The sequence below is a fragment of the Alcaligenes sp. NLF5-7 genome (assembly GCF_024266725.1).
GTDB lineage: Bacteria > Pseudomonadota > Gammaproteobacteria > Burkholderiales > Burkholderiaceae_B > Alcaligenes > Alcaligenes phenolicus.
Genome location: NZ_CP100755.1, coordinates 1693881 through 1719550 on the forward strand (window position 1 = coordinate 1693881; position 25670 = coordinate 1719550).

General features: G+C 56.4%; 23 protein-coding genes. 12 read left to right on the forward strand and 11 right to left on the reverse strand.

Annotated features, from left to right (window positions below; all coding sequences use genetic code 11):
• Positions 1 to 263: 263 nt before the first annotated feature.
• Complete coding sequence (locus MID00_RS07925; protein ID WP_254500138.1) at positions 264 to 1445, reverse strand: pyridoxal phosphate-dependent aminotransferase; 1182 nt, start codon at positions 1443 to 1445, stop codon at positions 264 to 266.
• Between the two features lie 58 nt (positions 1446 to 1503).
• On the reverse strand, positions 1504 to 2673 hold the full coding sequence (gene argE, locus MID00_RS07930) for an acetylornithine deacetylase (protein WP_254500139.1): 1170 nt from the start codon (positions 2671 to 2673) through the stop codon (positions 1504 to 1506).
• A 257-nt stretch (positions 2674 to 2930) separates the two neighbouring features.
• On the opposite strand from argE (MID00_RS07930), the gene MID00_RS07935 reads away from it, so the two are divergent.
• The 3 genes from MID00_RS07935 to MID00_RS07945 all read left to right on the forward strand — a co-directional run bounded on the left by MID00_RS07935 (position 2931) and on the right by MID00_RS07945 (position 6212).
• A complete protein-coding gene (locus tag MID00_RS07935) occupies positions 2931 to 4289 on the forward strand; it encodes an MFS transporter (protein ID WP_254500140.1) in 1359 nt (452 codons plus the stop codon).
• Positions 4286 to 5383, forward strand: coding sequence for a porin (locus tag MID00_RS07940; protein ID WP_254500141.1), 1098 nt, complete (start codon positions 4286 to 4288; stop codon positions 5381 to 5383). Before MID00_RS07935 ends, MID00_RS07940 begins: the two co-directional genes overlap by 4 nt.
• 136 nt (positions 5384 to 5519) lie before the next feature.
• Positions 5520 to 6212, forward strand: coding sequence for a GntR family transcriptional regulator (locus tag MID00_RS07945; RefSeq protein WP_254500142.1), 693 nt, complete (start codon positions 5520 to 5522; stop codon positions 6210 to 6212).
• 46 nt (positions 6213 to 6258) lie between these two features.
• Here the strand turns inward: MID00_RS07945 and MID00_RS07950 are convergent, their stop codons facing one another.
• On the reverse strand, positions 6259 to 6714 hold the full coding sequence (locus tag MID00_RS07950; RefSeq protein ID WP_254500143.1) for a GFA family protein: 456 nt from the start codon (positions 6712 to 6714) through the stop codon (positions 6259 to 6261).
• Between the two features lie 238 nt (positions 6715 to 6952).
• Between MID00_RS07950 and MID00_RS07955 the strand changes: the two genes are divergently transcribed.
• Positions 6953 to 7420 carry a GNAT family N-acetyltransferase gene (locus MID00_RS07955; RefSeq protein ID WP_254500144.1) on the forward strand — a complete coding sequence of 156 codons (468 nt, stop codon included), beginning with the start codon at positions 6953 to 6955 and terminating at the stop codon, positions 7418 to 7420.
• Between the two features lie 169 nt (positions 7421 to 7589).
• Here the strand turns inward: MID00_RS07955 and MID00_RS07960 are convergent, their stop codons facing one another.
• From MID00_RS07960 to dnaA, 4 genes are all read right to left on the reverse strand, one after another.
• On the reverse strand, positions 7590 to 8291 hold the full coding sequence (locus MID00_RS07960) for a pseudouridine synthase (protein WP_009461443.1): 702 nt from the start codon (positions 8289 to 8291) through the stop codon (positions 7590 to 7592).
• Positions 8292 to 8731: 440 nt separating this feature from the next.
• Positions 8732 to 11185: a DNA topoisomerase (ATP-hydrolyzing) subunit B gene (gyrB, locus tag MID00_RS07965; RefSeq protein WP_009461441.1), complete on the reverse strand. Its 2454-nt coding sequence runs from the start codon at positions 11183 to 11185 to the stop codon at positions 8732 to 8734.
• Between the two features lie 76 nt (positions 11186 to 11261).
• Positions 11262 to 12371, reverse strand: a complete 1110-nt coding sequence (dnaN, locus tag MID00_RS07970; RefSeq protein ID WP_009461439.1) for a DNA polymerase III subunit beta — start codon at positions 12369 to 12371, stop codon at positions 11262 to 11264.
• A 2-nt stretch (positions 12372 to 12373) separates the two neighbouring features.
• Positions 12374 to 13771 carry a chromosomal replication initiator protein DnaA gene (gene dnaA / locus MID00_RS07975; protein ID WP_009461437.1) on the reverse strand — a complete coding sequence of 466 codons (1398 nt, stop codon included), beginning with the start codon at positions 13769 to 13771 and terminating at the stop codon, positions 12374 to 12376.
• 224 nt (positions 13772 to 13995) lie between these two features.
• Here dnaA and rpmH point away from each other — a divergent pair, with 224 nt between their 5' ends.
• The 6 genes from rpmH (at position 13996) to MID00_RS08005 (ending at position 18848) form a co-directional block, all read left to right on the forward strand.
• Complete coding sequence (rpmH, locus tag MID00_RS07980) at positions 13996 to 14130, forward strand: 50S ribosomal protein L34 (RefSeq protein ID WP_003800771.1); 135 nt, start codon at positions 13996 to 13998, stop codon at positions 14128 to 14130.
• Between the two features lie 66 nt (positions 14131 to 14196).
• Positions 14197 to 14565 carry a ribonuclease P protein component gene (gene rnpA / locus MID00_RS07985; protein WP_026483983.1) on the forward strand — a complete coding sequence of 123 codons (369 nt, stop codon included), beginning with the start codon at positions 14197 to 14199 and terminating at the stop codon, positions 14563 to 14565.
• Positions 14562 to 14804 carry a membrane protein insertion efficiency factor YidD gene (gene yidD / locus MID00_RS07990; protein ID WP_021447161.1) on the forward strand — a complete coding sequence of 81 codons (243 nt, stop codon included), beginning with the start codon at positions 14562 to 14564 and terminating at the stop codon, positions 14802 to 14804. Before rnpA ends, yidD begins: the two co-directional genes overlap by 4 nt.
• A gap of 107 nt (positions 14805 to 14911) precedes the next feature.
• The gene (yidC, locus tag MID00_RS07995; RefSeq protein WP_254500145.1) at positions 14912 to 16579 is read left to right on the forward strand and encodes a membrane protein insertase YidC; all 1668 of its coding nucleotides are present in this window, start codon (positions 14912 to 14914) and stop codon (positions 16577 to 16579) included.
• 332 nt (positions 16580 to 16911) lie between these two features.
• A complete protein-coding gene (locus MID00_RS08000) occupies positions 16912 to 18354 on the forward strand; it encodes a catalase (protein ID WP_254500146.1) in 1443 nt (480 codons plus the stop codon).
• Positions 18355 to 18458: 104 nt separating this feature from the next.
• Positions 18459 to 18848, forward strand: a complete 390-nt coding sequence (locus MID00_RS08005) for a VOC family protein (protein ID WP_250756358.1) — start codon at positions 18459 to 18461, stop codon at positions 18846 to 18848.
• 169 nt (positions 18849 to 19017) lie between these two features.
• Here the strand turns inward: MID00_RS08005 and MID00_RS08010 are convergent, their stop codons facing one another.
• Genes MID00_RS08010 through argE (MID00_RS08025) form a run of 4 tightly spaced genes read right to left on the reverse strand, consistent with a single transcriptional unit; the run spans position 19018 to position 23228 of the window.
• The gene (locus MID00_RS08010) at positions 19018 to 19989 is read right to left on the reverse strand and encodes a tripartite tricarboxylate transporter substrate-binding protein (protein ID WP_254500147.1); all 972 of its coding nucleotides are present in this window, start codon (positions 19987 to 19989) and stop codon (positions 19018 to 19020) included.
• A 30-nt stretch (positions 19990 to 20019) separates the two neighbouring features.
• A complete protein-coding gene (locus MID00_RS08015) occupies positions 20020 to 21024 on the reverse strand; it encodes an ornithine cyclodeaminase family protein (RefSeq protein ID WP_009461421.1) in 1005 nt (334 codons plus the stop codon).
• A gap of 2 nt (positions 21025 to 21026) precedes the next feature.
• A complete protein-coding gene (locus tag MID00_RS08020) occupies positions 21027 to 22001 on the reverse strand; it encodes a threonine/serine dehydratase (RefSeq protein ID WP_254500148.1) in 975 nt (324 codons plus the stop codon).
• 30 nt (positions 22002 to 22031) lie between these two features.
• Positions 22032 to 23228 (reverse strand): acetylornithine deacetylase, encoded by a 1197-nt coding sequence (gene argE / locus MID00_RS08025; RefSeq protein ID WP_035274907.1) that lies wholly within the window; start codon positions 23226 to 23228, stop codon positions 22032 to 22034.
• A 109-nt stretch (positions 23229 to 23337) separates the two neighbouring features.
• On the opposite strand from argE (MID00_RS08025), the gene MID00_RS08030 reads away from it, so the two are divergent.
• Complete coding sequence (locus tag MID00_RS08030; RefSeq protein ID WP_022983402.1) at positions 23338 to 23940, forward strand: helix-turn-helix domain-containing protein; 603 nt, start codon at positions 23338 to 23340, stop codon at positions 23938 to 23940.
• Positions 23941 to 24248: 308 nt separating this feature from the next.
• Positions 24249 to 25622 (forward strand): tRNA uridine-5-carboxymethylaminomethyl(34) synthesis GTPase MnmE, encoded by a 1374-nt coding sequence (gene mnmE, locus MID00_RS08035; RefSeq protein ID WP_009461414.1) that lies wholly within the window; start codon positions 24249 to 24251, stop codon positions 25620 to 25622.
• Positions 25623 to 25670: the final 48 nt, after the last annotated feature.

The window sequence follows — 25670 nt, forward strand, 5'->3', positions numbered from 1 at the left end:
CTATGGAAATATGGATTGATAATGACCTTATAACCAGCGCCCACAGGGGAATACGCCTGAATTTAAGGGAAAACACCGACGCAGTCTGTCGGTTTATTTGTACGGACGTTAATCTATACATTTATATAAAAAAATCATGGCCTGGGCATGTATTCCGCTAAATAGTGGGGTTGAAACCACCTGCTCCCAGACACAAAAAAAGCCGCTTTCCATAACAGAAAGCGGCCCCGAGGTCCTGCCAGTTCACCCGATCAAGCGGCGGTTTAGCTGGCCTGAGTCTCCAATTGAGCAAAGAATACCTGCAAGCGATCCATGGCCTGTTCGATCTGCTCATACGAGGCAGAACCAAAACACAGGCGCAAGAAACCTTCACCTTGCGGACCGTAGAAGCTGCCTGCCTCGACCACCACACGGGCTTCCTTCAGCAAGCGCTCAGCCAGTTCCTGCGAAGGCACACCCGTAGCACGTACATCGGCAAAGGCATAAATCGTGCCTTCCACATTGGCGCAGCTGACATTCGCCATGGCATTCAGACGTTGCAGCATCAGGCGGCGCTTGGCATCGTCGTCCGCAATCATCCCGCGCAAGGCTTCTTGCTGCCCGACCACGGCTTCCAGCGCGCCCGCCTGAATAAAGGTATTCACATGGGTGACATCGTTAGCGGTGATCTTCAACAAGCCGGGCATCAACCAGGCAGGCGCAGCCAGATACCCAATGCGCCAGCCATCCATGGCGTAGGACTTGGTGAAGGCAAACATGGACACGGTGCGCTCCTGCATGCCGGGCAGGGAGGCAATGCTGATGTGCTCGGCATCGTCGTAGGTAATGTCCTCGTAGACTTCATCAGAGACCACGATCAGATCGTGCTTGATCGCCAATTGCGCCAGAGCTTCCAGCTCGCTACGGCGATACACACGGCCCGTGGGGTTGGCCGGATTCACCAGCACCACCATGCGGGTACGGGGCGTAATAGCCGCTTCGATGGCGTGCGCATCAATGGCAAAACCCTGTTCCTTGTTCAGCGGCACCAGCACCGGATGCGCCCCGGCCAGCTCGATTTTGCCTATATGTTGCGGGTAGTGCGGCGAGAGCAAAATCACCTCATCACCCTCGTCCAGAATGGCGCAGAAAGCGGCAAAGGAGGCGTGCGTCAGCCCATTGGTGACCAGCACATCATCCGGCCCGACATCCAGCTTGTTTTGCTTGCGCAGCTTGGCGGCCAAGGCTTCACGCAAGGCGGGCACCCCACGCAGATCGCTGTAATGCACCTCGCCGCGCATCAAGGCATCGGCTGCCGCATGCTTGATCGCCATTGGCGTATCCGCGTCCGGGCGGCCAACTTCCAGATGAATCAGGTCCGAGGTATCGCCTTGCAGGCGAGCCGCCTGCTCGTACATGCCAAAGGATTTTTGGGAGGTGCCGGTAATGCGTTTTGCTAGCTTCATGAAAAATTATTCCTTCAAAATAAGACAGGCCCCAAGACCTGCCGGAAACCATCCCGCCCTAAGCAGCCAAGGACTGGATCACCTTGCCCAGAAAGGACTCGCACGCGGCCAACTGCTCCAGGCTGACGTATTCATCGGCCTTGTGTGCCACGGTGATGGAGCCAGGCCCGCAGACAATGCTGGGCACGCCCGCTTCCTGGAAAAACGAGGCTTCGGTGCCATAGGCCACACGCTGTGCGGCGGACTCACCCAGCAAGGCCAGCGCCATTTTTTTCAGTTCCTGACTGTCTTCGTCATCCAGGGCAGGAATACTGCCCAGACACTCGAATTCGATAGCCGCGTCGCCATGGCGTGCCTGCATGCGCGGCAAGACCTGCTCATAGGCAAAGCGGCGCAAATTGCCGATGAAGCCATCCGGGTCCACGCCAGGCAGATAGCGGTATTCAAAGGAGAACTCGCAATGGGCCGGGATAATATTCATGCCATTGCCACCGGAAATCGTGTTGGTGGAAATGGTGGAAAAAGGCACATCAAAGCCTTCAATGCGCTTGCCGACCTGGGCCTCTTCATCCGCCAGATGCTGAATGTGCGAAACCAGATTGGCGGCGTACTCGATTGCGTTCAGACCGTGTGGTGTCAAAGAAGAATGGGCGGCGCAGCCTTTGACGCGGCAGCGATAAATGCGGCCGCCTTTATGGGCCGCCACAACGCGCATGCTGGTGGGTTCACCCACAATGCAGCCGCTGGGCTGGATGCCGGCTTTACGCATTTCCTCGATCAGGCCGGGAATGCCCAGACAGCCCACTTCTTCGTCGTAGCTCAAGGCCAGATGCACGGGCTCGCGCAGTGTCATGGAACCCAGGCGTTGCGCCTGCGCCATAGCTACGCCAATAAAGCCTTTCATGTCGCAAGCACCACGTCCAAACAAACGACCCTCACGAATCTGAGCCTGAAAAGGATCACTGGACCATACCTGCCCATCGACCGGCACCACGTCTGTATGGCCCGACAAAACCACGCCTCCCGGCCCCTGGCCAAAGGTCGCCAGCAGATTGGCTTTGGAGCGCGATTCGTTGTAATCAAAACGCACTTGGGCGCCCGCCGCTTCGAGCCGGTTGGCGGCCCATTCAATCAATGCCAGATTGGAGTTTCTGCTTACCGTATCAAAGCCAATCAGGGACGAAACATGCTCGATCACCTGGGCCGAAGGGGCCTCCTGCCTGCTCATATGCCAGCTCCTTATTGCTATTATTCAAAACTGAATTCAGTTTATAGAGCAGGTATATCGCTGTCAACGAATCTAGGTGTTTGTACTAGAAATTGGCTTTTTATTTTTTATAAATTCGTTTAATTTCAACTAATTAATGAATAGCAAAGTTGTTTTATACCTATAGCACTTATTGACCAACAAGTATGAAAATGAATATATTCACAAAAAATGAGTTCAACTGAATTCACTTACTGCGATTACCAATAAGGACTATCATGAGACAACAATCGCGCCCCGCAGACCCGGTCCCCTCCAAGGCCGAGGATCTGCTTTTCGGCAAAATCCTCTGGCGGCTGATGCCCATTTTGTTCATCAGCTACATCGTGGCCTACATCGACCGCGTCAACGTGGGCTTTGCCAAGCTGCAAATGCTGCAAGACCTGAATTTTTCAGCCGAGGTCTATGGCCTGGGTTCAGGCATCTTCTTTGTGGGTTTTTTGTTGTTCGAGATCCCCAGCAACCTCTTGCTGTACCGCTTTGGTGCCCGCGCCTGGCTGACACGCATCATGGTCACCTGGGGCATCCTGTCCGTGCTGACCATGTTCGTCACCACCCCCACACAGTTCTATATCGTCCGCTTCCTGTTGGGAGTGGCGGAAGCCGGCTTTCTGCCTGGCGTGGTGTATTACCTGGCGCAATGGTTCCCCCCACAACGCCAGGGCCGCGTCATGGCGACCTTGGTTACTGCCGCTGCTGCGGGCGGCATGATCGTGGGCCCGCTCTCGGGCTGGATCATGGATGTGTTTTCGGAGTCCCAGCACCTGCATAACTGGCAATGGCTATTCCTCTTGCAGGGGCTGCCCGCTGTCTTTGTAGCGGCCTTGCTATGGGCGACCTTGCCCAACCGTCCTGAAGACGCCAAATGGTTGAACCAGGAAGAAAAAACCTTGCTGCACACCCTGAACCAGGACGCGCAACGCGAGCTGCCGCGCAAGGACAAAATTGCTGAAGTGCTGGGCAAACCCAATGTGTGGTGGCTGGCCTGCGTGCTGCTATCCCTGAACCTGGGCATTTATGCGGTGATCTTCTGGACACCCACCATCATTCAGGAAGCCGGTATCAAGAACCTGACCCACATTGGCTATATTGCCGCCTTGCCCTATGCCGCATCTGCCCTGGCCATGCTGATTCTGGGCCGCTCTTCCGACTACTTTGGGGAACGTCGCTGGCACTTGGCCATTGCCTGCGCAGGCGGTGCTATCGGCCTGCTGATGACTGCCCTGGCACCGGACCCGACCGTGCGCATTATTGGCGTCATCATCGCCACGGCCATGTTCATTGGCGGCACACCCCTGGTCTGGGCCTTGGGCGGTAATTTCATGAGTGGCCGCGCCGCTGCAACCGGCTATGCCCTGATCAATGCAGTAGCAGCCTTGGGCGGTTTATTTGGCCCCTACGCCATGGGTCTGGCACAAGAAATGAGCGGCAGCACCAGCACCGCTGTATTGACCATTGCCGGTCTGGCCGTGCTGGGTGGCTTGTGCGTCTTTGCCCTGCCATCTGCCCACCAGCAAAACGCCCTGGATCAGGCCGCTAAATTACACGCTGTCCCCAGCAAAGGCGGTGCCCAATGATGCGCCGTCACGTAAAAATCGCTTTGGCTGGCTGTGTTGGACTGGCCACGCTGATCGCCTGCTCCAGCGCCACGGCGCAAACAGGCGACAACGTCACCTTGTACGGCGTTCTGGATGCGGGCCTGACCTGGATCAGCAATGCCAACGGCCCCTCCAAAACCACGCTGGATACCGGTGTCATGCAAGGCAACCGATTGGGTCTGCGTGGTTCCGAGTCGATGGGCAATGGTTTGACCGCCATCTTTCAACTGGAAAACGGCTTTTCCGTGGCGACTGGGGAAGCAGGGCAAGGCGGCGCCCTGTGGGGCCGACAAGCCTGGGTGGGCCTGAAATACGATTATCTGGGCAGCATCAAGCTGGGCAGACAATACGATTTCTTCACCGACACCTTGCAGGCGTTCTACACCCCCACCTGGTCGGCAGGCGGCTATTCCAATAGCCCTCTGGACAACGACCGCATGAGCGGCCAGCGGGTCAATCAATCGGTGAAATACGTAACGCCTTCCTTTGCCGGTGTTGAACTGGGTGCCATGTACGGCTTCCCGGAACGACGCGAAGGGCAGGCACAAACCGGGCGCACCATCAGCTTTACGGCCAACTACAAGAACGGCAACTTTGCGACCGGTGCCGCTTATACCGAAGTGCAGGAAGCCAGCCTGGACATCAGCCCGCTGACCGGCGGTGGTGCACCCAATCGAGTTGGTGGCCGTTACCTGCGCGACTGGGGCATAGGAGCAAACTACGCCTTCGATAAAGTGACTATCTACGGTGTGTTTTCACAAGCCCTGTACGTGGCTCCCGATGGCCAGCAAAAGAACCATACCTTCCGCAACTATCAGCTGGGTTTTGCCTGGCGCGCGGCACCCAATCTGGTACTGGGACCGGGCTATGGGCTGACCACCCTGGGATCGAACAAATACCACCAACTAAACCTGACGGCCGACTACTTCCTGTCCAAGCGTACGGATATCTATACCCAGGCCATCATCCAGCACGCGCAAGGCGAGGGCGCAACGGCCAACGTGATCAGCATGCCCAGCTCCACGGGGCGTAACCAGACCTTGTTAAGGGTGGGAATACGAACCAAGTTTTAGACAAAGGCCGGGCATAAACCTGATACAAGTCGGCCACAAACCGACCACAAGCCGGGTACATGCTCTAAGCACAAACCCGATCAGCGCAGCAGGGTCTGTACGATACAATCATCCATTCTTTTCTGATCGGTTTCGTATGGCGACTTCGACTGGTAAATCCACACAGGCAAGCAAGGCGGAAACGCTGGTAGACACCATTTACCGGGACACCCGCAAGCGTTTGAATGCAGGCGACTGGCACCCCGGCGACCGCCTGCTGGATTACGAATTGGCCGAGCGCTTTGGCTGCACCCGCATGCCCGTGCGCCAGGCCCTGCTGCGACTGGTCAACGAAGGTTTATTGAACAGCACCACACGGGGGTTTCAGGTCCCGGTGCTGACCGACGCCATGGTGCGCGACATCTTTGAGTTACGCCGCATTCTGGAGCCGGCTGCTGCCGCACTGGCCGTCAACATTGCCGACCGCGATCAGCTCCATGCCGGTCTTAGCAAAGCCATTGATCTGGCCAAAGTGGCCATGGTGCACAAAGACGCAGCGCTAATGTTCAGTGCCAACGCCAGCTTTCGCCAAGCCTGGCTGCAATGCGTACACAACGAGCGCCTGCTGGACGCCATCGCCATGTCCGCCGACCACGCCAACCAGGTGCGCTTTGCCAATACCAGCGATACCGATAACTATCAGGTCACGGTAGAGGCGCTGGAAAAGCTGGGCAAGGCCCTGACCAGCGGGGATCCGGAGTATGCGCGTAATGAGATGGTGGGGTTCCTGAAACTGGCGGAGGCTTCGTATTTCTTGCGTAGGCAGCAGGTGGATTTGCCTGCGGCCTGAAAGACCTATGCCGTGACGAAACACCCGCACAGGTAGGGGTGGGTGATCAGCCCTCGGGCAAGTCTGGGTTGGCCTCATAGCGTAACCACCCTGCGATCAGGCTGCCACCGCCCGGACGATCCTTAGGGTGACTGCGCCCTTCATTGACAGGCACCTCTGCAAAATCAAAAGGACTCATACCTTCAATGCAGGCAACATTGACACCGTATTGCTCAGGATTCGAGCGACGCTGATGAAAGGTGTAAATGCCGCAATGCGAACAGAAAAAATGCTCGGCCTGCGCCGTGTTGAACTGATAAAGCGTCAGCGCATCCTGACCTTGCTCGACCTGAATATCCGCCAAATCGGCCGATACCGCCACAGCACCTCGCATACGACAATAAGAGCAATTACAGCGACGTGCGGAACGCAACCCATCACTTAACTTCACCATAAAACGAACCGTACCGCAATGGCAGGCGGCCTTGTAAACACGACGGGCATCGGTCGCACTTTCAGTCATGGTCAATTTCACGCTAAGTAGATTCGTATAAAACAAGCACTATGCTAAATCAACGCTCTAAAGATGGCTACAAAGACCACGCTGTCAAACGCCACCCCGAGGGCAAGCAGTACAGGAACAACGTTAATTAGCCTTGGCCCTTACGAGGATATTCATGACCATAAGACTTGCCCCTCTTTTCTTGTCGACCTAGCATTGAAGCACTTCTGTCTTTTCCTACTTATCACAAGCCCGAACCATGCCCACCCTACGTCCCGCCCAACTTGCTGACATTGGCAAGATTGGAGATATGTACGCCGAGCTATTCGCCCACATGCATCATTTGCAGCCGCACTACTACCTGCAAGCACGGCAGGACGAGGGCTTTATCCAGTCCATGATCGAGTCGGACCAGGCAGCCTTGTTTGTGGCCGAGAAGGACGATCAGGCGCTGGGTTTTATTATTGTTCAGCAGCAAAAGACCCCGCCGTACAACTGCATCACGCCGCATGACTTTGCCTATGTGATTGATCTTGTCGTGACGGAATCGGCACGAGGCATGGGACTGGGCAAACTGCTGATGCAGACCGCCCAGGAGTGGGCACAAGTGCGTGGACTGGACTACATCGAGCTGGGAGTCTTGAGCAATAATCGGGGCGCTATCGCTCTGTATGAGCAACTGGGTTATGAACACAACACCAGCATCATGCGCAAGGCGCTTAAATAAGGCAGGACACCGCGCCACCAGACCCTTTGATGATTGAGCAGGTACAAAAAAGCGCTCAAACACATTCTGTTTGAGCGCTTTTTTTGACTGGTTTCCCAACGTCAGGACATCAAAGCCTTGGCCTTGATACACCTTTGACTTATCAAAACCAGAACCAAGGGCCAGGAGTTCAGCCCTCTTCTACAAACTGCTGCACCTCGGCAGGCGTTAAGTAGCGCGACTCGCCTGGCTCCAGGCTGTCGTCCAAGGACAGGGAGCCTATACGCTCGCGATGCAAGGTCTGAACCAGATTCCCCAGGGAAGCAAACATACGCTTCACCTGATGGTATTTCCCTTCCTGGATGGTCAGCCTTGCGGTACGTTCATCAATGCGTTCCAGCACGGCTGGCAGCGTCGGCTTGTCCTCGCCATTCAACAAGATACCGGCCTTGAACAGTTCTTCTGCATTATCAGGCAAAGGCTCTGCCAAGGTCGCCACGTAGACCTTATCGCATTGATGGCGGGGCGAAATAATACGATGCGTCCACTGGCCATCATCCGTAATCAAAATCAGCCCGGTGGTATCCACATCCAATCGACCGACGGTGTGCAAGCGCTCGCGCTTTTCTACATCGATCAGCATCATCACAGACGGGTAAGCACTATTTTTTAGGCTGCACTCGTAACCGGCGGGCTTGTTGAGCATGATGTAACGCAGGCCAATCAGGGCAAGCGGCTCATCATCCCAGCACACTACATCACCCTCTTGTACAACGTGAGTGCCTTTGGTCACTACCTCGCCATTGACGGTGATTTCTCCGCTTTTAAGCACTTTACGCGCATCTGAGCGACTCAGATCCGTGCTCTCACCAAGAAACTTGTCCAGTCGCATTCCATTTCCAAACAAAGAATTATTGAATAATTTACAGCGTCTTTACGATCGATCAAGAGGCCTTGCAAGGCCGACGTCAGGTGCCACCATCAGATCCCCACGCCTCTTCTTTTAGTTCGTTCTGAAGCAGGGTGTATCACTGCAAGTAGACCACATCAGCTTGATTCCGCACCTTTCCATTCCTGGCGCGTGACGTCATTGCCACCAACCCACCAGGCAATTGATCAGTCCGTGTCTACTGACAAAAATTAATTGAGCCTGCCCAAAGACGCTGAATCTTTAAGACTCAGAGCTCATCAGTCATCACCAAAAAAATGAGCCCCAGCAGGAACGCCGGAGCCCATTTTTCTTATCCGCATCACTGCGAGGTTTTCCACAAATTTCTGAGATCAGTTTTCATCAAACCGAACAGCTTTCAGGAACTGTGAACACCGACAGCCTTAAATATCCAGGTTCCCCGCCTGCAAGGCATGGGACTCGATAAAGGCACGACGTGGCTCAACGTGATCACCCATCAGCGTGGTGAAGATCTGATCCGCATCGATAGCATCAGCAATCTGCACACGCAGCAAACGACGTACAGTGGGGTCCATGGTCGTTTCCCATAGCTGGCTGGGGTTCATCTCACCCAGACCTTTGTAGCGCTGCTTGCTAAGCCCGCGTTCGGCTTCGGTCAACAGCCATTGCATGACTTCACGGAAGTCATCCACGGCGGTCTCACGACGCTTCTCGCCTTCACCACGAGCCACCATGGCGCCATCACCGATCAGACCGGCAAAGGTCTCGCCAGCGCGGGCCAGAGTTTGGTGATCGCCACCACGCACGAAGTTGCGGTCAAACACCGTGACACGGATGTTGCCATGGTGCAGACGCTGCACCACCACACGCCAGGACTCGCTCCCTTCATCAAAGGCGGCAAAGACTTTGACGACGGTGGGGGCAGCTTCGTCGAACAGGGCCTTCTCCAAATCCTTAGCAGTCTGTTCGGCGGCTTCCTGCGAGTCCAAGTTCAACTTCACGCCTTCAGCCAATGCTGACAGGGCATCGCCGTCCATATGACGCGACAGGCGCTCAATCACGGCCTTGGCCTTCACGTAGCGATGAGCGTAGTCGGACAAGGCTTCGCCTGTGATGGGAGCTGCACCTTCAGATGGCGTCAGCACTGCATCGCGCAGGGCCAGCTTCAACATGAATTCCGCTTCCTCGGCCTCGTCCTTCAGGTACATCTCTTCACGCCCAACCTTAACCTTGAACAAGGGCGGCTGCGCGATGTACACATAGCCACGCTCGATCAGCTCGGGCATCTGACGGTACAGCAGTGTCAGCAGCAGGGTACGAATGTGAGCACCGTCCACGTCCGCGTCAGTCATGATGATGATGCGGTGGTAACGCAGCTTGTCGATATCAAAGTCCGGGCCGATGCTGGTACCCAGGGCGGTGATCAGGGTGGTGATCTGCTCGCTGGAAATCAGACGATCGAAACGGGCTTTTTCTACGTTCAGCACCTTGCCGCGCAACGGCAGAATGGCCTGGAATTTACGGTCTCGGCCTTGCTTGGCCGAGCCGCCTGCGGAGTCACCCTCCACAATGTACAGTTCGCACAGGGCCGGGTCTTTTTCCTGACAGTCGGCCAGCTTGCCGGGCAGGCCAGCGCCTTCCAGCACGCTCTTGCGACGGGTCATTTCGCGGGCTTTACGGGCCGCTTCACGGGCACGGGCTGCTTCCACGATCTTGCCGCACAAGGCCTTGGCGTCGTTCGGATTTTCCAACAGCCAAGTTTCCAGGGTGCGGGCAACGGCTTCTTCCACGGCGGGACGCACTTCGCTGGACACCAGCTTGTCTTTGGTCTGGCTGCTGAACTTGGGCTCGGGCACCTTCACCGACAGCACGCAGACCAGGCCTTCGCGCATGTCGTCACCGGAGGTGTCGACCTTGGCTTTCTTGGCCAGTTCGTTGTCGGCAATGTACTTGTTCAGCACGCGGGTCATGGCCGCACGCAGACCGGTCAGGTGGGAACCACCGTCGCGCTGGGGAATATTGTTGGTGAAACACAGCACGGTTTCAGCGTAGCTATCATTCCACTGCATGGCCACTTCAACCGATACTGGCGTACCGCCAGCATTGGACTCGGTTGCCACGCTGAACACGTTAGGGTGCAGCGGGGTCTTGTTGCGGTTGATGAAGTCCACAAAGCCTTTGACGCCGCCCAGGAAGGCAAAGTCTTCTTCCTTGCCCTGAATCTCGTCAACCAGGCGAATCTTCACGCCATTGTTCAGGAAGGACAGCTCGCGCAGGCGCTTGGCCAGGATCTCGTGGTGGTATTCGATATTGCTGAAAATTTCCACGTCGGCCAGGTAACGCACGCAAGTACCCGTGCGGCCTTCTGCAGGACCGGTCACCGCCAGGGGCGCAGTGCGCTCGCCACGGCGGAACTCGACCTGGTGTTCGTTGCCATTGCGCCAGATGGTCAGCAACAGCCATTCGGACAGGGCGTTCACACAAGACACACCCACACCGTGCAAACCGCCAGACACCTTGTAGGAGTTCTGGTCGAATTTACCGCCGGCGTGCAGTTCGGTCATGACGATTTCAGCGGCGCTGCGCTGGTGTTCGTCGTCCTTGTGGATATCGGTTGGAATACCGCGGCCGTTATCGCACACCGAAATGCTGTTGTCGGAGTGGATGGTGACGACGATATCGTCGCAATGACCGGCCAAGGCCTCATCAATCGCGTTATCCACCACCTCGAAAACCATGTGGTGCAGGCCGGTGCCATCGGAGGTGTCCCCGATGTACATGCCTGGACGCTTGCGCACGGCCTCCAGGCCTTTGAGCATTTTGATGGAATCAGCGCCGTAATCGGCTGGCTGGGTGGTCGTGGTTTGATCGGTCATAGCATAAAACCTTGTAATAGCCTGTCTGCTTCAAGCGGGTATGGCCCGGCGGGCCATACCGGTCAAACATGCTGCATTAAATGCGCATCGGCATGACCACGTACTTGAAGTCTTCTTGCTCGGGCAGCGTCATCAACACAGAGGCGTTGGCATCGGGCTGCACAGACCAGCGGACGGTTTCGTCCTTGATGCTGGCCAACACATCGAGCAGGTAGCTGACGTTAAAGCCAACGTCCAGACTTTCGTGTTCATAATCAATATCCAGCTCTTCGACGGCTTCTTCCTGTTCAGCGTTGGAAGCAGAAATCTTCAGCTGGTTTTGCGACAGTTGCAGTCGCACGCCACGCAGTTTGTCGGTGGTCAGAATGGCAGCACGTTGCAAACTGCCTTGCAGCACTTCACGGCTGACATCGAAGTGGCGGGTGTAGTTGGAAGGAATCACACGAGCAAAGTCGGGGAATTTGCCTTCAACCAGTTTGGAGACCAACTCCACATCGCCAAAGCGGAAACGAATCTGACGGCTGGACACATCAATGTTGACCAGATCGTCGGTATCGCCCAGCAAACGCTGCATTTCCAGCACCGTCTTGCGCGGCACGATGATGTCGTGACGTTCCTGCACGCCGTCAATTGCGGTGGCATTATGAGCCAGACGGTGACCGTCCGTGGTAACCGTACGTACCAGGCCGGGTTCAAACACCAGCAACATACCGTTCAGGTAGTAGCGAATGTCTTGCTGCGCCATGGCAAAGTGCACCGTATTGAACAGGTGCTTCAAAGTGCGCTGGGGCATGCTCAAGGACACGTCCCACTGCTCTGGCAGGTTCAGCACTGGAAAATCAGCGGCTTCCAGAGTCTGCAACTGAAAGCGGCTCTTGCCGGACTGGATGGTCAGCTTGCCGCTGTCCAGGCCCAGGCGCACATCGCCAAAGTCGGGCAGGGCTTTCAGAATGTCCAGCAGCTTGCGGGCCGCCACCGTGGTGGCTGCATTGTCCTCACCCACGCCAAAGTCGGCATTGGTGGTGATCTGCACTTCCAGGTCGGTTGCCAGGAAAGAGACATCAGAGCCGTTTTTACGCAGCAGGATGTTGGCCAGAATCGGCAAAGTATGGCGGCGCTCCACAATGCCAACTACTGTGGATAAGGGCTTTAGCAATGCGTCGCGAGTAGCTTGAACGAGTTGCATGGTCATCCTTTGAGAGTTTGTTCCAGTACGTGTAATGCGTGATTCAGTTCGGCTTGCTTGGTGCGTGCATCCGAGATTTTACGCACCGCGTGCAGCACCGTAGTGTGGTCCCTACCACCGAAAAGATCGCCAATTTCCGGCAAACTCTTTTGGGTCAGTTCCTTGGCCAGATACATGGCCACCTGGCGCGGCATGGCGATATTGGCGGGGCGGCGCTTGGAGTACATATCCGCGACCTTGATTTTATAAAAATCGGCCACGGTTTTCTGAATATTTTCCACTGTGATCTGCCCATTGGAGACCGACAGCAAATCCTTCAGTGCATCCTTGCACACTTCCACCGTCAAGACATCGCGGCCATGGAAACGCGCGTAGGCCGAAACCTTGCGCAGCGCCCCTTCCAGCTCGCGCACGTTGCTGCGCAGATGCTTGGCAATGAAGAAGGCCACTTCTTCGGGCATGGCAATGCCTTCGGCCTGAGCCTTGCGCAACAAGATTGCCACGCGCATTTCCAGCTCGGGCGGCTCGATGGCCACGGTCAGGCCGGAGTCAAAGCGCGAGATCAGGCGGCTATCAATATTGGCCAGCTCTTTGGGATAGGTATCCGAGGTGATGATGATCTGCTTGCGCTGAGCCACCATCGCTTCAAAGGCGTAGAAAAACTCTTCCTGCGTACGGTTCTTGCCGGCGAAAAACTGAATATCGTCAATCAGCAGCAAGTCCAGCGAATGGTAGTAGCGCTTGAACTCGTCAAACGCCTTGCGCTGGTATGCCTTGACCACGTCCGACACGTATTGGTCGGCATGGACGTAACGTACCCGCACACCATTGCCATTGGCGACCAGCGCATTGCCGATCGCGTGAATCAGGTGGGTCTTGCCCAAACCCACACCGCCATACAGAAAGAGTGGGTTATAGGAGACACCGGGGTTCTCGGCCACCTGCAAGGCCGCTGCGCGTGCCAGCTGGTTGGCTTTACCCGTCACGAAGTTGTCGAAAGTCAGTTCGGCGTTCAGGCGCGAACGATCCTGTACCGCATCCACCACCGCCGTCATGGCCGGGTTGGCAACAGGAGGGGCCAGGTTTTCACCGGCGGGGCTGCCTGCAGGCGCAGGAGCGGCACGATCGGCCAGGGCGCGACGAGGCGCCGCGCTGGCCGAGGGCAGCTCGAACTGAACCGTTACGGGACATTCGTAGAAATCCGAAGCCAGTTCCTCTATGCGAGTGGCGAAATTCTTGCGGACCCAATCCAGTTTGAAACGATTAGGAGCAGAAACGCGCAACACCCCGGCTTCGCTGTCGAAGTCCAGGGGAACCAGTGGACGTATCCACGCACTTATTTGTTGGGGGGGAAGCTCCTGCTCCAATTTCTGAACGCAGGACTGCCAGAATTCATTCATCGGTCATCACTTCTGTAAACCTCGATTCTACCCTGAGCTGTGCCAAGTTATCCACAGGCTAACAAATTTAGTTGCGTAATATCGGGCTAAATAATTGACACAACAGAAAGAATTTGCTGAAATGACGGGCTTAACACGATTTTCTGTTGCCAGATCCCAAGCGTTTGCGCTGTCGGGGTGGAGATTTTCTGCGATTTCTGGCGGCTCATTTTTTTGGATACACCATGAAACGCACCTACCAACCCTCTGTTACCCGTCGCAAGCGTACCCACGGTTTTCGCGTTCGCATGAAAACTCGCGGTGGCCGCGCTGTTTTGAACGCACGTCGCGCTAAAGGTCGCAAACGTCTGGCTGTATAAGCCATGTCGGGATGCGGGGCCCAGGGTGATGGATCTATTATCTAAAGCCCGACTCCCACGATACGCATCATGCGTGCCTCCTTTCCAGCTACGGCTCGCTTACATAGCCCCACCGAATACGCACAGTCTCTTAAAGGACAACGCGTAGGTCGCGGGGCTTTGTTCGTGGTCACTCGCTCTCGTGGCGAAGATCCACACCAGACCGAAGGCGCCCGTCTGGGACTGATCGTCCCCAAGCGCTTTGCCAACCGCGCCGTCACCCGCAACACCATCAAGCGTATCTTGCGTGAAACCTTCCGCCACAAACGTGAAGGCTTGCCCAATGCCGCCTATGTCTTCAGGCTGCACAGCAAGGTACCCCAGGTGTCGCTGACTGCCCTGAAGCAACTGGTTCGCACCGAGGCCGACACCTTGTTCTCCAAGGTACGGCCATGATGCGCAAACTGGCTTCGGCACCGATCCGCTTTTACCAGTTTTTTCTGAGTCCATGGATCGGTAGAAACTGCCGCTTTACTCCCAGCTGCTCCAACTATGCCTTGCAGGCCATTGAAATTCATGGCCCGCTCAAAGGGCTATGGCTCGGTGGTGTACGCATCTGCCGCTGCAATCCCTGGTGCAAGGGAGGGCATGATCCTGTGCCCGCCCGCACGCCCGAAGACCGCAACACTTTCTGAAATCGTCCTGGTCTGCGCCTTGTTTTTCAAGGCAACCCCCTGTTTGCTGACCAGCTACGTTAAACTGCTAAGCTTTTGCTCAGCTTTATAAATGTGATACAGGCGCTATGGATATCCGACGCACCATCCTATGGATGATCTTCTCCTTTGCACTGCTGCTGCTGTGGAACAACTGGCAGGAATACAACGGCAAACCATCGCTGTTCGCTTCCACCCCAGCCACCACACAAGCGCCAGCAGCCTCCGACGAACCTGCCGCAAACGGTGGTGTTCCCGCTGCTCAAGAGCCGACTGCGTCTGCTGCCTTGCCTTCGAGCAACAGCGCGGTGTCTGCCACAGCGCAAACTATCGACATCACGACAGACGTCTACAAGCTGGGCTTTAGCACCGAAGGTGCCCAGCTGATCAAGGCCGAGCTGTTGAAGTACGGTTCGCCCGAGAACCCCGAGCAGCCCATGGTGCTGCTGGATAACTCGCCCGCCTCCACCTACCTGGCCCAGTCCGGTATTGTGGGTGCCTCTGGCCAGAACCTGCCCAACCACCTGACCCCGTTCACCCTGGTCTCGAGCCAGCGCAGCATGACGGGCGATACGCTGGACGTGGTGTTTGAAGCGACTTCGGACGACGTGAAAGTCACCAAGACCTACACGCTGCACAAGGGTCGCTACGACATCCAGGTTCGTCACGACATCCAGAACAATACCGGCGCCGCGATTGACCCACGCCTGTACCTGCAACTGACTCGCGACGGCAACAACCCACCCGACTCTTCCCGCCTGTACAGCACCTTTACCGGTCCTGTGGTTTACTCCAGCGGCGACAAATTCCAGAAGATCACCTTCTCGGACATCGACAAGAACAAGGCCACCTACGCGCGCAGCGTGGATAACGGCTGGATCGGCATGGTGCAGCACTACTTTGCAACCGCCTGGGTTCCTGCCCAGGATCTGCAACGCACCAACGAAATCCTGAAGCTGGGCAACAATCTGTACGCCGTGCGCACGCTGGAATCGGTCGGCTCTATCGCCGCTGGCCAAAGCAAGGCTGTGGACGCCTCCCTGTGGGTAGGCCCGCAAGACCAGAAAGCCATGTCGCAACTGGCTGCCGGTCTGGATCTGGTGGTGGACTACGGCTGGCTGACCATCATCTCCAAGCCGCTGTTCAAGCTGCTGACCTGGCTGCATTCCCTGCTGGGTAACTGGGGCTGGGCCATTGTGGCGCTGACCGTGCTGATCAAGCTGGTGTTCTTCCCGCTGTCGGCCGCCAGCTACCGCTCCATGGCCAAGATGAAGCAATTTGCGCCACGCATGCAAGCCCTGCGCGAGAAGTTCGGTGACGACAAGGCCAAGCTGAACGCCGCCATGATGGAGATGTACCGCACCGAGAAGATCAACCCGCTGGGTGGCTGTTTACCCATGCTGGTTCAGATCCCTGTGTTCATTGCGCTGTACTGGGTGCTGCTGGGCAGCGTCGAGATGCGCGGTGCACCCTGGATTCTGTGGATTCACGACTTGGCCGCACGCGACCCATGGATGATTCTGCCCGCCATCATGATGGGTACCATGTTCCTGCAGATCAAGCTGAACCCCACCCCGCCTGATCCAATGCAAGCCAAAGTCATGATGCTGATGCCTCTGGTCTTTGGTGGCATGATGTTCTTCTTCCCCGCCGGTCTGGTTCTGTACTGGTGCGTGAACAACATCCTGTCCATTGCCCAGCAGCGCTACATCATGGTGCAGATCGAAAAGAACAGCGCGAAAGCAGCCAACAGCTAATTCGCTCTGACACAAAAAACCTCGCTACGTTTAGCGGGGTTTTTTTTTGCCTGCTACCCATGCCAGATCACTCGGCACGATCCTGCCCAACCTCGCTAAAGGCCCGTATTTACAAACATTGATTAACTTTTCAGATTCTGCTCATAGAAAATTCATGCGCAGCGTTTCTACTTACCGCTATGATCGGGATGAAAACCGTCTTGATAGCAAAAAGCTATTTGTTCACTAAAATCATTTGATTTAACTATTTCGACCAAGGCAAGTAGACTGATCTCAACTTCTTAAAACGACCCGCCCCCCTCGGTTCGGGTCAGCTTCAACGGAGAAACACAATGAGCAACAAAACCCTGACAACCGCCGCCGGCCGCCCGGTTGAGGAGAACCAGAACTCCATGACGGCAGGCCCTCGTGGTCCCGTCCTGATGCAGGATTATTGGCTGCTGGAGAAGCTGGCTCACTTTGACCGAGAACGCATCCCGGAGCGTGTCGTACACGCCAAAGGCTCGGGCGCTTTCGGTACCTTTACCGTCACGCACGACATCACGAAGTACAGCATGGCCAAGGTCTTCAAGCCAGGCAGCAAGACACCCGTTTTCTTACGTTTTTCCACCGTAGCAGGTGAAGCAGGAGCCGCCGATGCAGAACGCGACGTTCGAGGATTTGCCCTCAAATTCTATACAGAAGACGGAAACTGGGACCTCGTGGGCAATAACACTCCTGTCTTCTTTATACGGGATCCACTGAAGTTCCCCGACTTCATCCACACACAGAAACGCGACCCGCGCAGCCACCTGCGCAACATGAGCGCCGCCTGGGATTTCTGGTCCTTGTCGCCCGAGTCCTTGCACCAGGTCACCATCTTGATGAGCGACCGCGGTTTGCCCTGTAACCTTCGTCAGCAGCACGGCTTCGGTTCGCACACCTACAGCCTGATCAACGACAAGGGCGAGCGCCACTGGGTGAAGTTCCACTTCAAATCCCAGCAGGGCATTGCCAACTACACCAATGAAGAAGCCGCCAAAGTCGTGGGCCAGGACCGCGAGAGCTCGCAGCGCGATCTATACGAAAACATTGAAAAGGGCAACTTCCCACGCTGGGCGCTGCGCATTCAGATCATGACCGAAGAGCAGGCACGCAACTACCACATCAACCCCTTTGACGTGACCAAAGTCTGGCCACATGGCGACTTCCCGCTGATCGATGTGGGCATGCTGGAGTTGAACGAGAACCCCACCAACTACTTTGCCCAAGTGGAGCAAGCCGCCTTTACGCCTGCCAACCTGGTGCCCGGCATTGGTCACTCGCCCGACCGCATGCTGCAAGGTCGTATCTTTTCCTACGGCGACACCCAGCGTTACCGTCTGGGCGTGAACCACGGGCTGCTGCCAGTGAACGCACCGCGTTGCCCGTTCCACAGCTACCACCGCGATGGCGCCATGCGTACTGGCGACAATAACGGCGGCACGATCAACTACGAGCCCAACAGCCAGGGCGAATGGCAACAGGCTCCCCGTAGCGAACCGCCTCTGGCGCTGGACGGCCAGCCGGCAGATCACTGGGATCACCGCGTGGATGATGATTACTACTCGCAGCCCGGCAATCTGTTCCGCCTGTTCAACGACGAAGAAAAGCAGCGTCTGTTCAGCAATATTGCCGACGCCATGGCCGGTGTTCCCAAGGAAATCATCGAGCGTCAGCTGGGTCACTTCACCAAGGCAGATCCTGCCTACGGTGCAGGTGTCAAAGCAGAACTGACAAAACGCGGTCAGCTTTAAACCCTGACCGGGCTGTTTAAGCCATCAAAGAATCGGCTCCCCATCTACAATCGGGGAGCCGATTTTTTTTGCACTGGCCCTGCGTTTTCCTACCGAGCCCCACCATGAAATTTGGCTACACCATCATCTACGTTCCCGACGTCGGCCAGGCACTGGATTACTTCAACCGCGCGTTTGGCTTGACCACCAAAATGCTGCATGAAACCGGCTTGTACGGCGAGCTGGAAACCGGCCAAACCACCTTGGCCTTTGCGGGGGAAATGCTGGCCTACATGAACTACCCAAAAGGCCATTTGTCACCGCACGCGTCAGAAGTGCCGCTGGGCATCGAAGTTGCCCTGGTCTGCGATGATGTACCTGCCGCTCATGCCAAGGCGCTGGCAGAAGGGGGCACGGAACTGGCACCGCCGCAGGACAAGCCTTGGGGACAGGTGGTGTCTTATGTGCAAACACCGGAGCGCATTGTGGTGGAGTTGTGTACGCCGGTTAATTAAGTTTGTGCTGGATTCGGGATATGCATTCCGTGCACCTCAAGCGCAATCTGACAGGGGCGTGTCCGGGTCTTGCTAACATCGACTTGTTCAGAGCGGTTAGAAAACTACACGTAGAAGCAAAAACGCCCCACACTCAAACTTGCGGGGCGTTTTTCCACATCCTTGAGTTTTACTGCTGCAAATACCCCGACTCCTTGATGATGGGTCCCCAAGTGTCCAGGTCGTTCTGAACAATGCGCGATAGCTCCTGCGCATCGCCCGACTCGGGTCGGAAGCCGATGGGCACAATCGCGCTTTCAATGCGTGGCAGCTTGGCCACTTCATTGAAGGCGTCCTGGAACTGTTTGACCATCTCCGGCTCCATGCCCAGCGGGGCAAAAATCCCCATCCAGCCCGACGCTTTCAGGTCGCCATAGCCCATTTCTGCAAAGGTGGGCACGTCTTTCAAGATAGGCAGGCGTTCCGCGCCGGTAATCCCCAGCACCCGCACCGAACCGGCGGCAACGTGTTCGGTAATCATGCCCACCGCATCCACGCCAGCGGGTATATGGTCACCCAGCAGGTCGTTGATCAAAGGGGCACCCCCTTTATAAGGCACGGGGGACATCTGGATATCGTTCTTCTTGGCGATGCTGTAGCCAATGAACTGAGGGGCACTGCCGGGGGCGGGAATGCCATAGTGGCCGTACTTTTCCGGTTCTTTGCGCACCAGCTCCACGTACTCCTGCAAGGTATTGGCAGGCGTGGTTTTACCCACCACAAAGATATGTTCGAACTTGGCGATCACGGCTACCGGCGCAAAATCCTTTATTGGATCGTAGCTGACCGTTTTTACGGTCAGGGGCAGGGTGGTCATCATGTGATTATTGGCGACCAACAGCACCGAGCCATCGGTAGGCGAGCGCAAAAATCCTTGAGCAGCAACCTGCCCGCCCGCGCCTGCGCGGTTATCCACCACCACATTCACTCCCAGCTTTTCACGCAATTGCTCGGCATACACCCGCGCGACGGCATCCGCTGTTCCTCCGGCCGGATAACCTACGACCAAACGTATGGTGTCCGGCAACTTGCTGGCAACAGACATGCCTGTTGCCAAGGCCAACGCCGTTCCCAGCAACACCTGCGCCCATTTCTTTTTCATTACTTGTCTCCCTACCTCTTGATGACGCTATTAAAGTTCTACTACTCGTCCATTTCCTTGTGCGGCATGACGGCTTAACAAGGCGGCAGCCGTCAATACGTCCTCGAATGCCAAGCCCAAGGATTTAAAAATCGTGATTTCTTCATTGTTGATGCGGCCTGCGGATTGCCCCTCCAGAACGGCGCCCAGCTCGTTCAACTCGGTATCCGCCGACAAGTAGCCCTGCTTGCACGCATTCAAGAACTCGCCCGACTCGTTACGAGTGGATTGCGCACGGTCCACAAACAAACGGCCTGCCGTCATGGTGGGGCCATCCAGTTCACTGCTGGCGGGTGTGCTGGAACCCATGGCAGTGATGTGCGTGCCAGGGCGCAGCCATTCGCGCTGCAAGACAGGCGTGGCAGAGCTGGTGGCCGTCAGTACCATATCCGATTGAGACACGGCTTCCTGGGCCGAGACTCCAGCTATCAAGGGGCAATCCAGATACGCCTGGGCTTCCTCAATAAAATGCTGAGCCGACTGTGCGGAGCGGGTAATCACAAATACGTTGCTCAAGCGACGCACTTGCGCCACGGCACGCAACTGCCACAAGGCCTGATGCCCGCCACCAAACAAGGTCAGCACGCTGGCATCCGGGCGCGCCAGCATGTCGGTAGCCAGGCCACTGACCGCTGCGGTACGCAAGGCCGTCACGCTGCTGGCATCCAGAATGGCACGTGTTTCGCCGGTCAAGCCGCTCATCAAGAGCACGCAGCCTTGATGGGGGTCCTTACCCAAGCGCACATTGTCTGGAAACAGGGTGCCCATCTTGGCACCGTACAAAGGCTCGGGATAAATCTCCGGCATGTTGATGCAGGCAGGCATCATGCCCAGAAAGCCGCTGGACAAATGGCTGCGCACAATCGTACGCAAGGGCTGGTCAATACGCCCTTGCTGCATGGCGACAAAACCCTGGCGCATCAGATCAATCGCCGCCCCCATATCCAGCCCTTCATACACTTCCTGAGCTTTTGCTACATAAACGCTTAGCTGCATAATTAGCCTTGCGCCAGTGGCGTGGTGATATGGCGGATAAAGGTGTCGGTATCCGTATTGGAGCCGCAGAACAGCACGCCCACTCGTTGCCCAGCCAGATGTTTGCGCAAGGGGAACATCAAGGCGGCTGTGGCTACAGCGCAAGCCGGTTCAGTAGCCATCTTGAATTCGTTGAACAGGAAGTGCATCCCAGCACGGATCTGGTCGTCGTTGACGGTCACCAGAGTATCGATATTGTCCTGACACACACGGAAGCTGAACTCGTCAGTATGCGGAGCCATCAGACTGTCTGCGATGGACTGCATGGCGCCGATTTTTTGCGGCTCGCCAGCCTGGCGGCTAAGCGCCATGACGTTTGCTCCCACAGGCTCGATGCCATAGACCACGCAATCAGGCTGCCACAGCTTGACAGCAGCCGACACACCGGCGGCCAAGCCACCGCCCCCAATGGGCACCAGCACCGCGTCCAGCTTGCCCGCTTGCTGCAACCATTCGTAGCCCAGCGTGGCGGTTCCCAACACGGTGGGGTAGGTGCTGAACGGATGAATGAAGGTCTTCTGTTCGTCCTTCTCTATCTGACGCACCAGTTCAAACGCCTGCTCGCCATTGTCAGCAAAGACGATCTCGGCCCCATATTCGCGGCACAGGGCTACGCGCGCCGGGCTGGCCGTCTTGATCATCACTGTCTTGGCTTTCACCCCGATTTGATGGGCGGCATAGGCCACGGCCACGGCGTGGTTACCTGCAGAAACGCAAGTCACCCCTTGCTGGCGTGCATCTTCGGACAAGCTCAACAAGTTGTTGAAAGCACCGCGTACCTTGAACGTGCCCGAGGCCTGCAAATGCTCGAACTTGAAATTGACGGCGCTGTCCAGACGCCCGGTCTGGTAATCGAACACGGGCGTCTGGCGCACATAGGGACGCAGACGCTCATACGCCTGCACCACATTTTCCTTGGTAACTTTTTCTGTTGTCATGGGTTTGCCTTGAAACCTGTTTGTCTATTTTTAAGAGGCCACAGCCTGGCTGCGAATCAGAGCGCGCAAGAACTGCTCGCACTGCTCCACTTGCGCCAGTTCTACGTACTCGTCGGGACGATGGGCCTGCTCGATATTGCCGGGACCACAGATAATCGAAGGGATACCGGCTTGCTGGAACAGACCTGCCTCGGTGCCATAGGCCACTTTGCGCACCGTGTCGTCCCGCGTCAGTTCACGCACCAGCTTGGTAATGGCTGCTTGTTCTTCAGGATTCAGGCCGGGAGCGCTGGCCAGTTTCTCCAGCTCCACCAAAGCATCCGGATGCTCGCGGCGCATGGCAGGCAGGACTTTCAGGTCAATGAACTCACGGATTTCCTGCAAGATCGGCTCGGGGTCCACGCCGGGCAGATTGCGGTATTCAAATTCAAACTCGCAAAGGTCAGGTACGGTATTCAAGGCGATACCGCCACGAATCATGCTGGTCTGCAAAGTGGTGAAGGGCACGTCAAAATCATGGTCATAAGGGCCCATGCTCTTGTAGTCGTCGGCCAGATCACGGATGGCGGTAATGATGCGGGCGGCATGCTCAATCGCGTTCACACCCTTGGGGGTCAGCGAGGAGTGCGCGGCATGACCGTGCACCCGGCAGCGATAGGCGTTAATGCCTTTATGCGCCACGATGGTGCGCATGCTGGTGGGTTCACCCACCACGCAACCTTCCGGTTTCACGCCACGGCGGACCAAGTCATCAATCATGACTGGCGCGCCCACACAACCGACTTCTTCGTCGTAGGAGTAGGCAAGGTGGATGGGTTTGGCCAGCTTGGTCGCCAGCATTTCAGGAACCAATTGCAAAGTCACACCGACAAAGCCTTTCATGTCGCAAGTACCGCGGCCATACAGGCGGTCGTCGCGAATCTCGGCTTTGAAAGGGTCACTGCTCCAGTTCTGGCCATCGACAGGCACCACATCAGTATGGCCCGACAAAACAATGCCACCCGTACGCGTGCCATCGGCAGCCGGAATCGTAGCGAACAGATTGGCCTTGCGGCCGCTGGCGTCATGCGTCAGCACAGTTTCCAGCCCTTGCTGCTGCAAATAGGCCTGCACGTCATGAATCAGTTCCAGGTTGGATTCCCGGCTTGTCGTATCATAAGCAATCAGTTTTTGTATCCATTCCACCGAGGTAGAGGGATAAGCAGTAGGATCAAACAACGCAGTCATGCCTTCTTTCTCCCAGCGTAAAACGTGTAGTTCTATACAATAGGACAGAGTTTTCCTATAAGAAAATTAATATTATTTATAAGAAGATGGTTTTTTACTTCTTTAGGTTATGACAAAAGACTTAGCCAACACCGCCCCCAACTTATTGAGCAAAACAGCCATGGGGGCGCGCATACGTGATGAACGCAAACGACAGGGCCTGACCCTGCTGATGTTGGCACGCTTATCCAATGTGTCTTTGTCCACCCTGTCCAAGGCAGAGCGCGGCCTGATTGGCCTGAGCTACGAAAAATTTCTGGCCGTCAGCCGGGCCTTGAAGATGGATTTGTCCGACCTGTTCAAGACACCTCGCGATCAAAATGAATCCGGCATGGATATTCTGGTGGGACGGGCTTCACGTACCGTGACCTACCATGCGCATCGTTATGAATACGGCATGCTGGCATCGGAATGGATCAACAAGAAAATGACGCCCATGCACGGGCGTGTCCTGGCCGGTAAACCACGCGATGCCAGCGACTTCAGCCAGCACGAAGGCGAAGAATTTATTTTTGTGATCGAAGGGCAGTTGACCATGCAGTTTCAGGACGGGCGCCGCCACGTGCTGCAGGCGCGCGACAGCATCTACTTCAAAAGCAATCTGGGCCACTTGTACCTGTGCGAACACGGGGAAAGCGTGGAGATCTTGGTGGTTTGTGTGAACAATCATTAGACTCAAGAGGCGTAGACAGTTAGCTTTTGACGCTTTGGTGGCATACCAAAGAGCTCGTTTATTTGCTTTGTCCCCGATTAGATAGCCCAGATGTCTGCTGGATTGCCTGATTACCTGATTGCCTGATTGCCTGATTGCCTGATTGCCTGATTGCCTGATTGCCTGATTGCCTGATTCTCAAGAGCCTGGGCCACAAGTACATAAAAGCAAGCATTTCAGATACCAACAAGGGCTAACGCTCCAAGCCCGAACCATCCACCTGCTCCATTACAATACGGCTCTGTTCTGCCTCTTTGATCGATCTGCCCATGTCCAGTTCTTCCCCTATTGTGGCTATTGCCACCGCCCCCGGCCGGGGTGGTATTGGTGTCATCCGTGTGTCCGGCAAGGAGCTTGATGCTCTGATCCAGACCCTGTTTGGCCGTACGCTGCAAGCGCGTCATGCGCACTTTTTGCCCTTCAAGGACGCACAAGGCGAGGCAATCGACGAGGGCATCGCGCTGTTCTTTAAAGGCCCGCATTCTTATACCGGCGAAGATGTGCTGGAGCTGCAGGGCCACGGCGGCCCGGCTGTTCTGCGCCGCCTGCTGGATCGCTGCCTGGAAGCGGGTAAAGATCAGGGCCTGCGCCTGGCCGAGCCTGGCGAGTTCACCCAGCGCGCCTTCTTGAATGACAGACTGGACCTGGCCCAGGCCGAGGCCGTGGCCGACTTGATTGACGCTTCATCGGAAGCCGCGGCCCGCAGTGCCGTCGCGTCCCTGTCCGGCGTGTTTTCCAACAACGTCAACGCCCTGGCCGACCGTATCATTCACCTGCGCATGCTGGTAGAAGCTACGCTGGATTTCCCCGAAGAAGAAATCGACTTCCTGGAAAAATACCAGGCAGCAGCCACCCTGCAAGGCATACAGGACGAACTGGAACGCATCCTGCAGCATTCGCGTCAAGGAGCGATTCTGCGCGAAGGTCTGCACGTTGTACTGGCAGGCCAGCCCAATGTGGGTAAATCCAGCCTGCTCAACGCCCTGGCCGGTGAAGATGTGGCCATCGTGACCGACATCGCCGGCACCACCCGCGACCGCGTCATGCAGCTGATCCACATCGATGGCATCCCGCTACATATCGTGGACACCGCTGGTCTGCGTGAAACCGAGGACACCGTAGAGCGCATCGGTATCGCCCGAACCTGGGACGAAATCGCCAAGGCGAACGTGATCGTGCACCTGCTCGATGCTCGCAACCCGCAAGACGAGCTCGATAGTGCCATTACCACTCGCCTGCCATCACACGTACCCGTGCTGCGCGTCTATAACAAGATAGACTTGCTGACAGCTGAGCAACAGGCGGCCTTGCCGGCACAAGAAAGCGGCGCCACCGTGCTGCCGATTTCTGCCCGTAAGGACATCGGTCTGGACACGCTGCGCCGCACCTTGCTGGATATCGCAGGCTGGAACCCCGGCAGTGAGTCCCCCTGGCTGGCACGAGAACGACACCTGCGGGCCTTGGAGCGCGCGGAGTACCACCTGGGCCTGGCTGCGGAACACGCCACACACAGCGATCAGGTATTGGATCTGTTTGCAGAAGAGCTCCGCCTGGCACATCTGGATCTGTGCTCGATAACCGGCGAGTTCAGCAGCGATGATTTGCTGGGGGAGATTTTCTCCAGTTTTTGTATTGGGAAGTGATGCAGGCCTGAACGTCCTCGGTGTCTCATCGCACTGGCCCCAGAACCA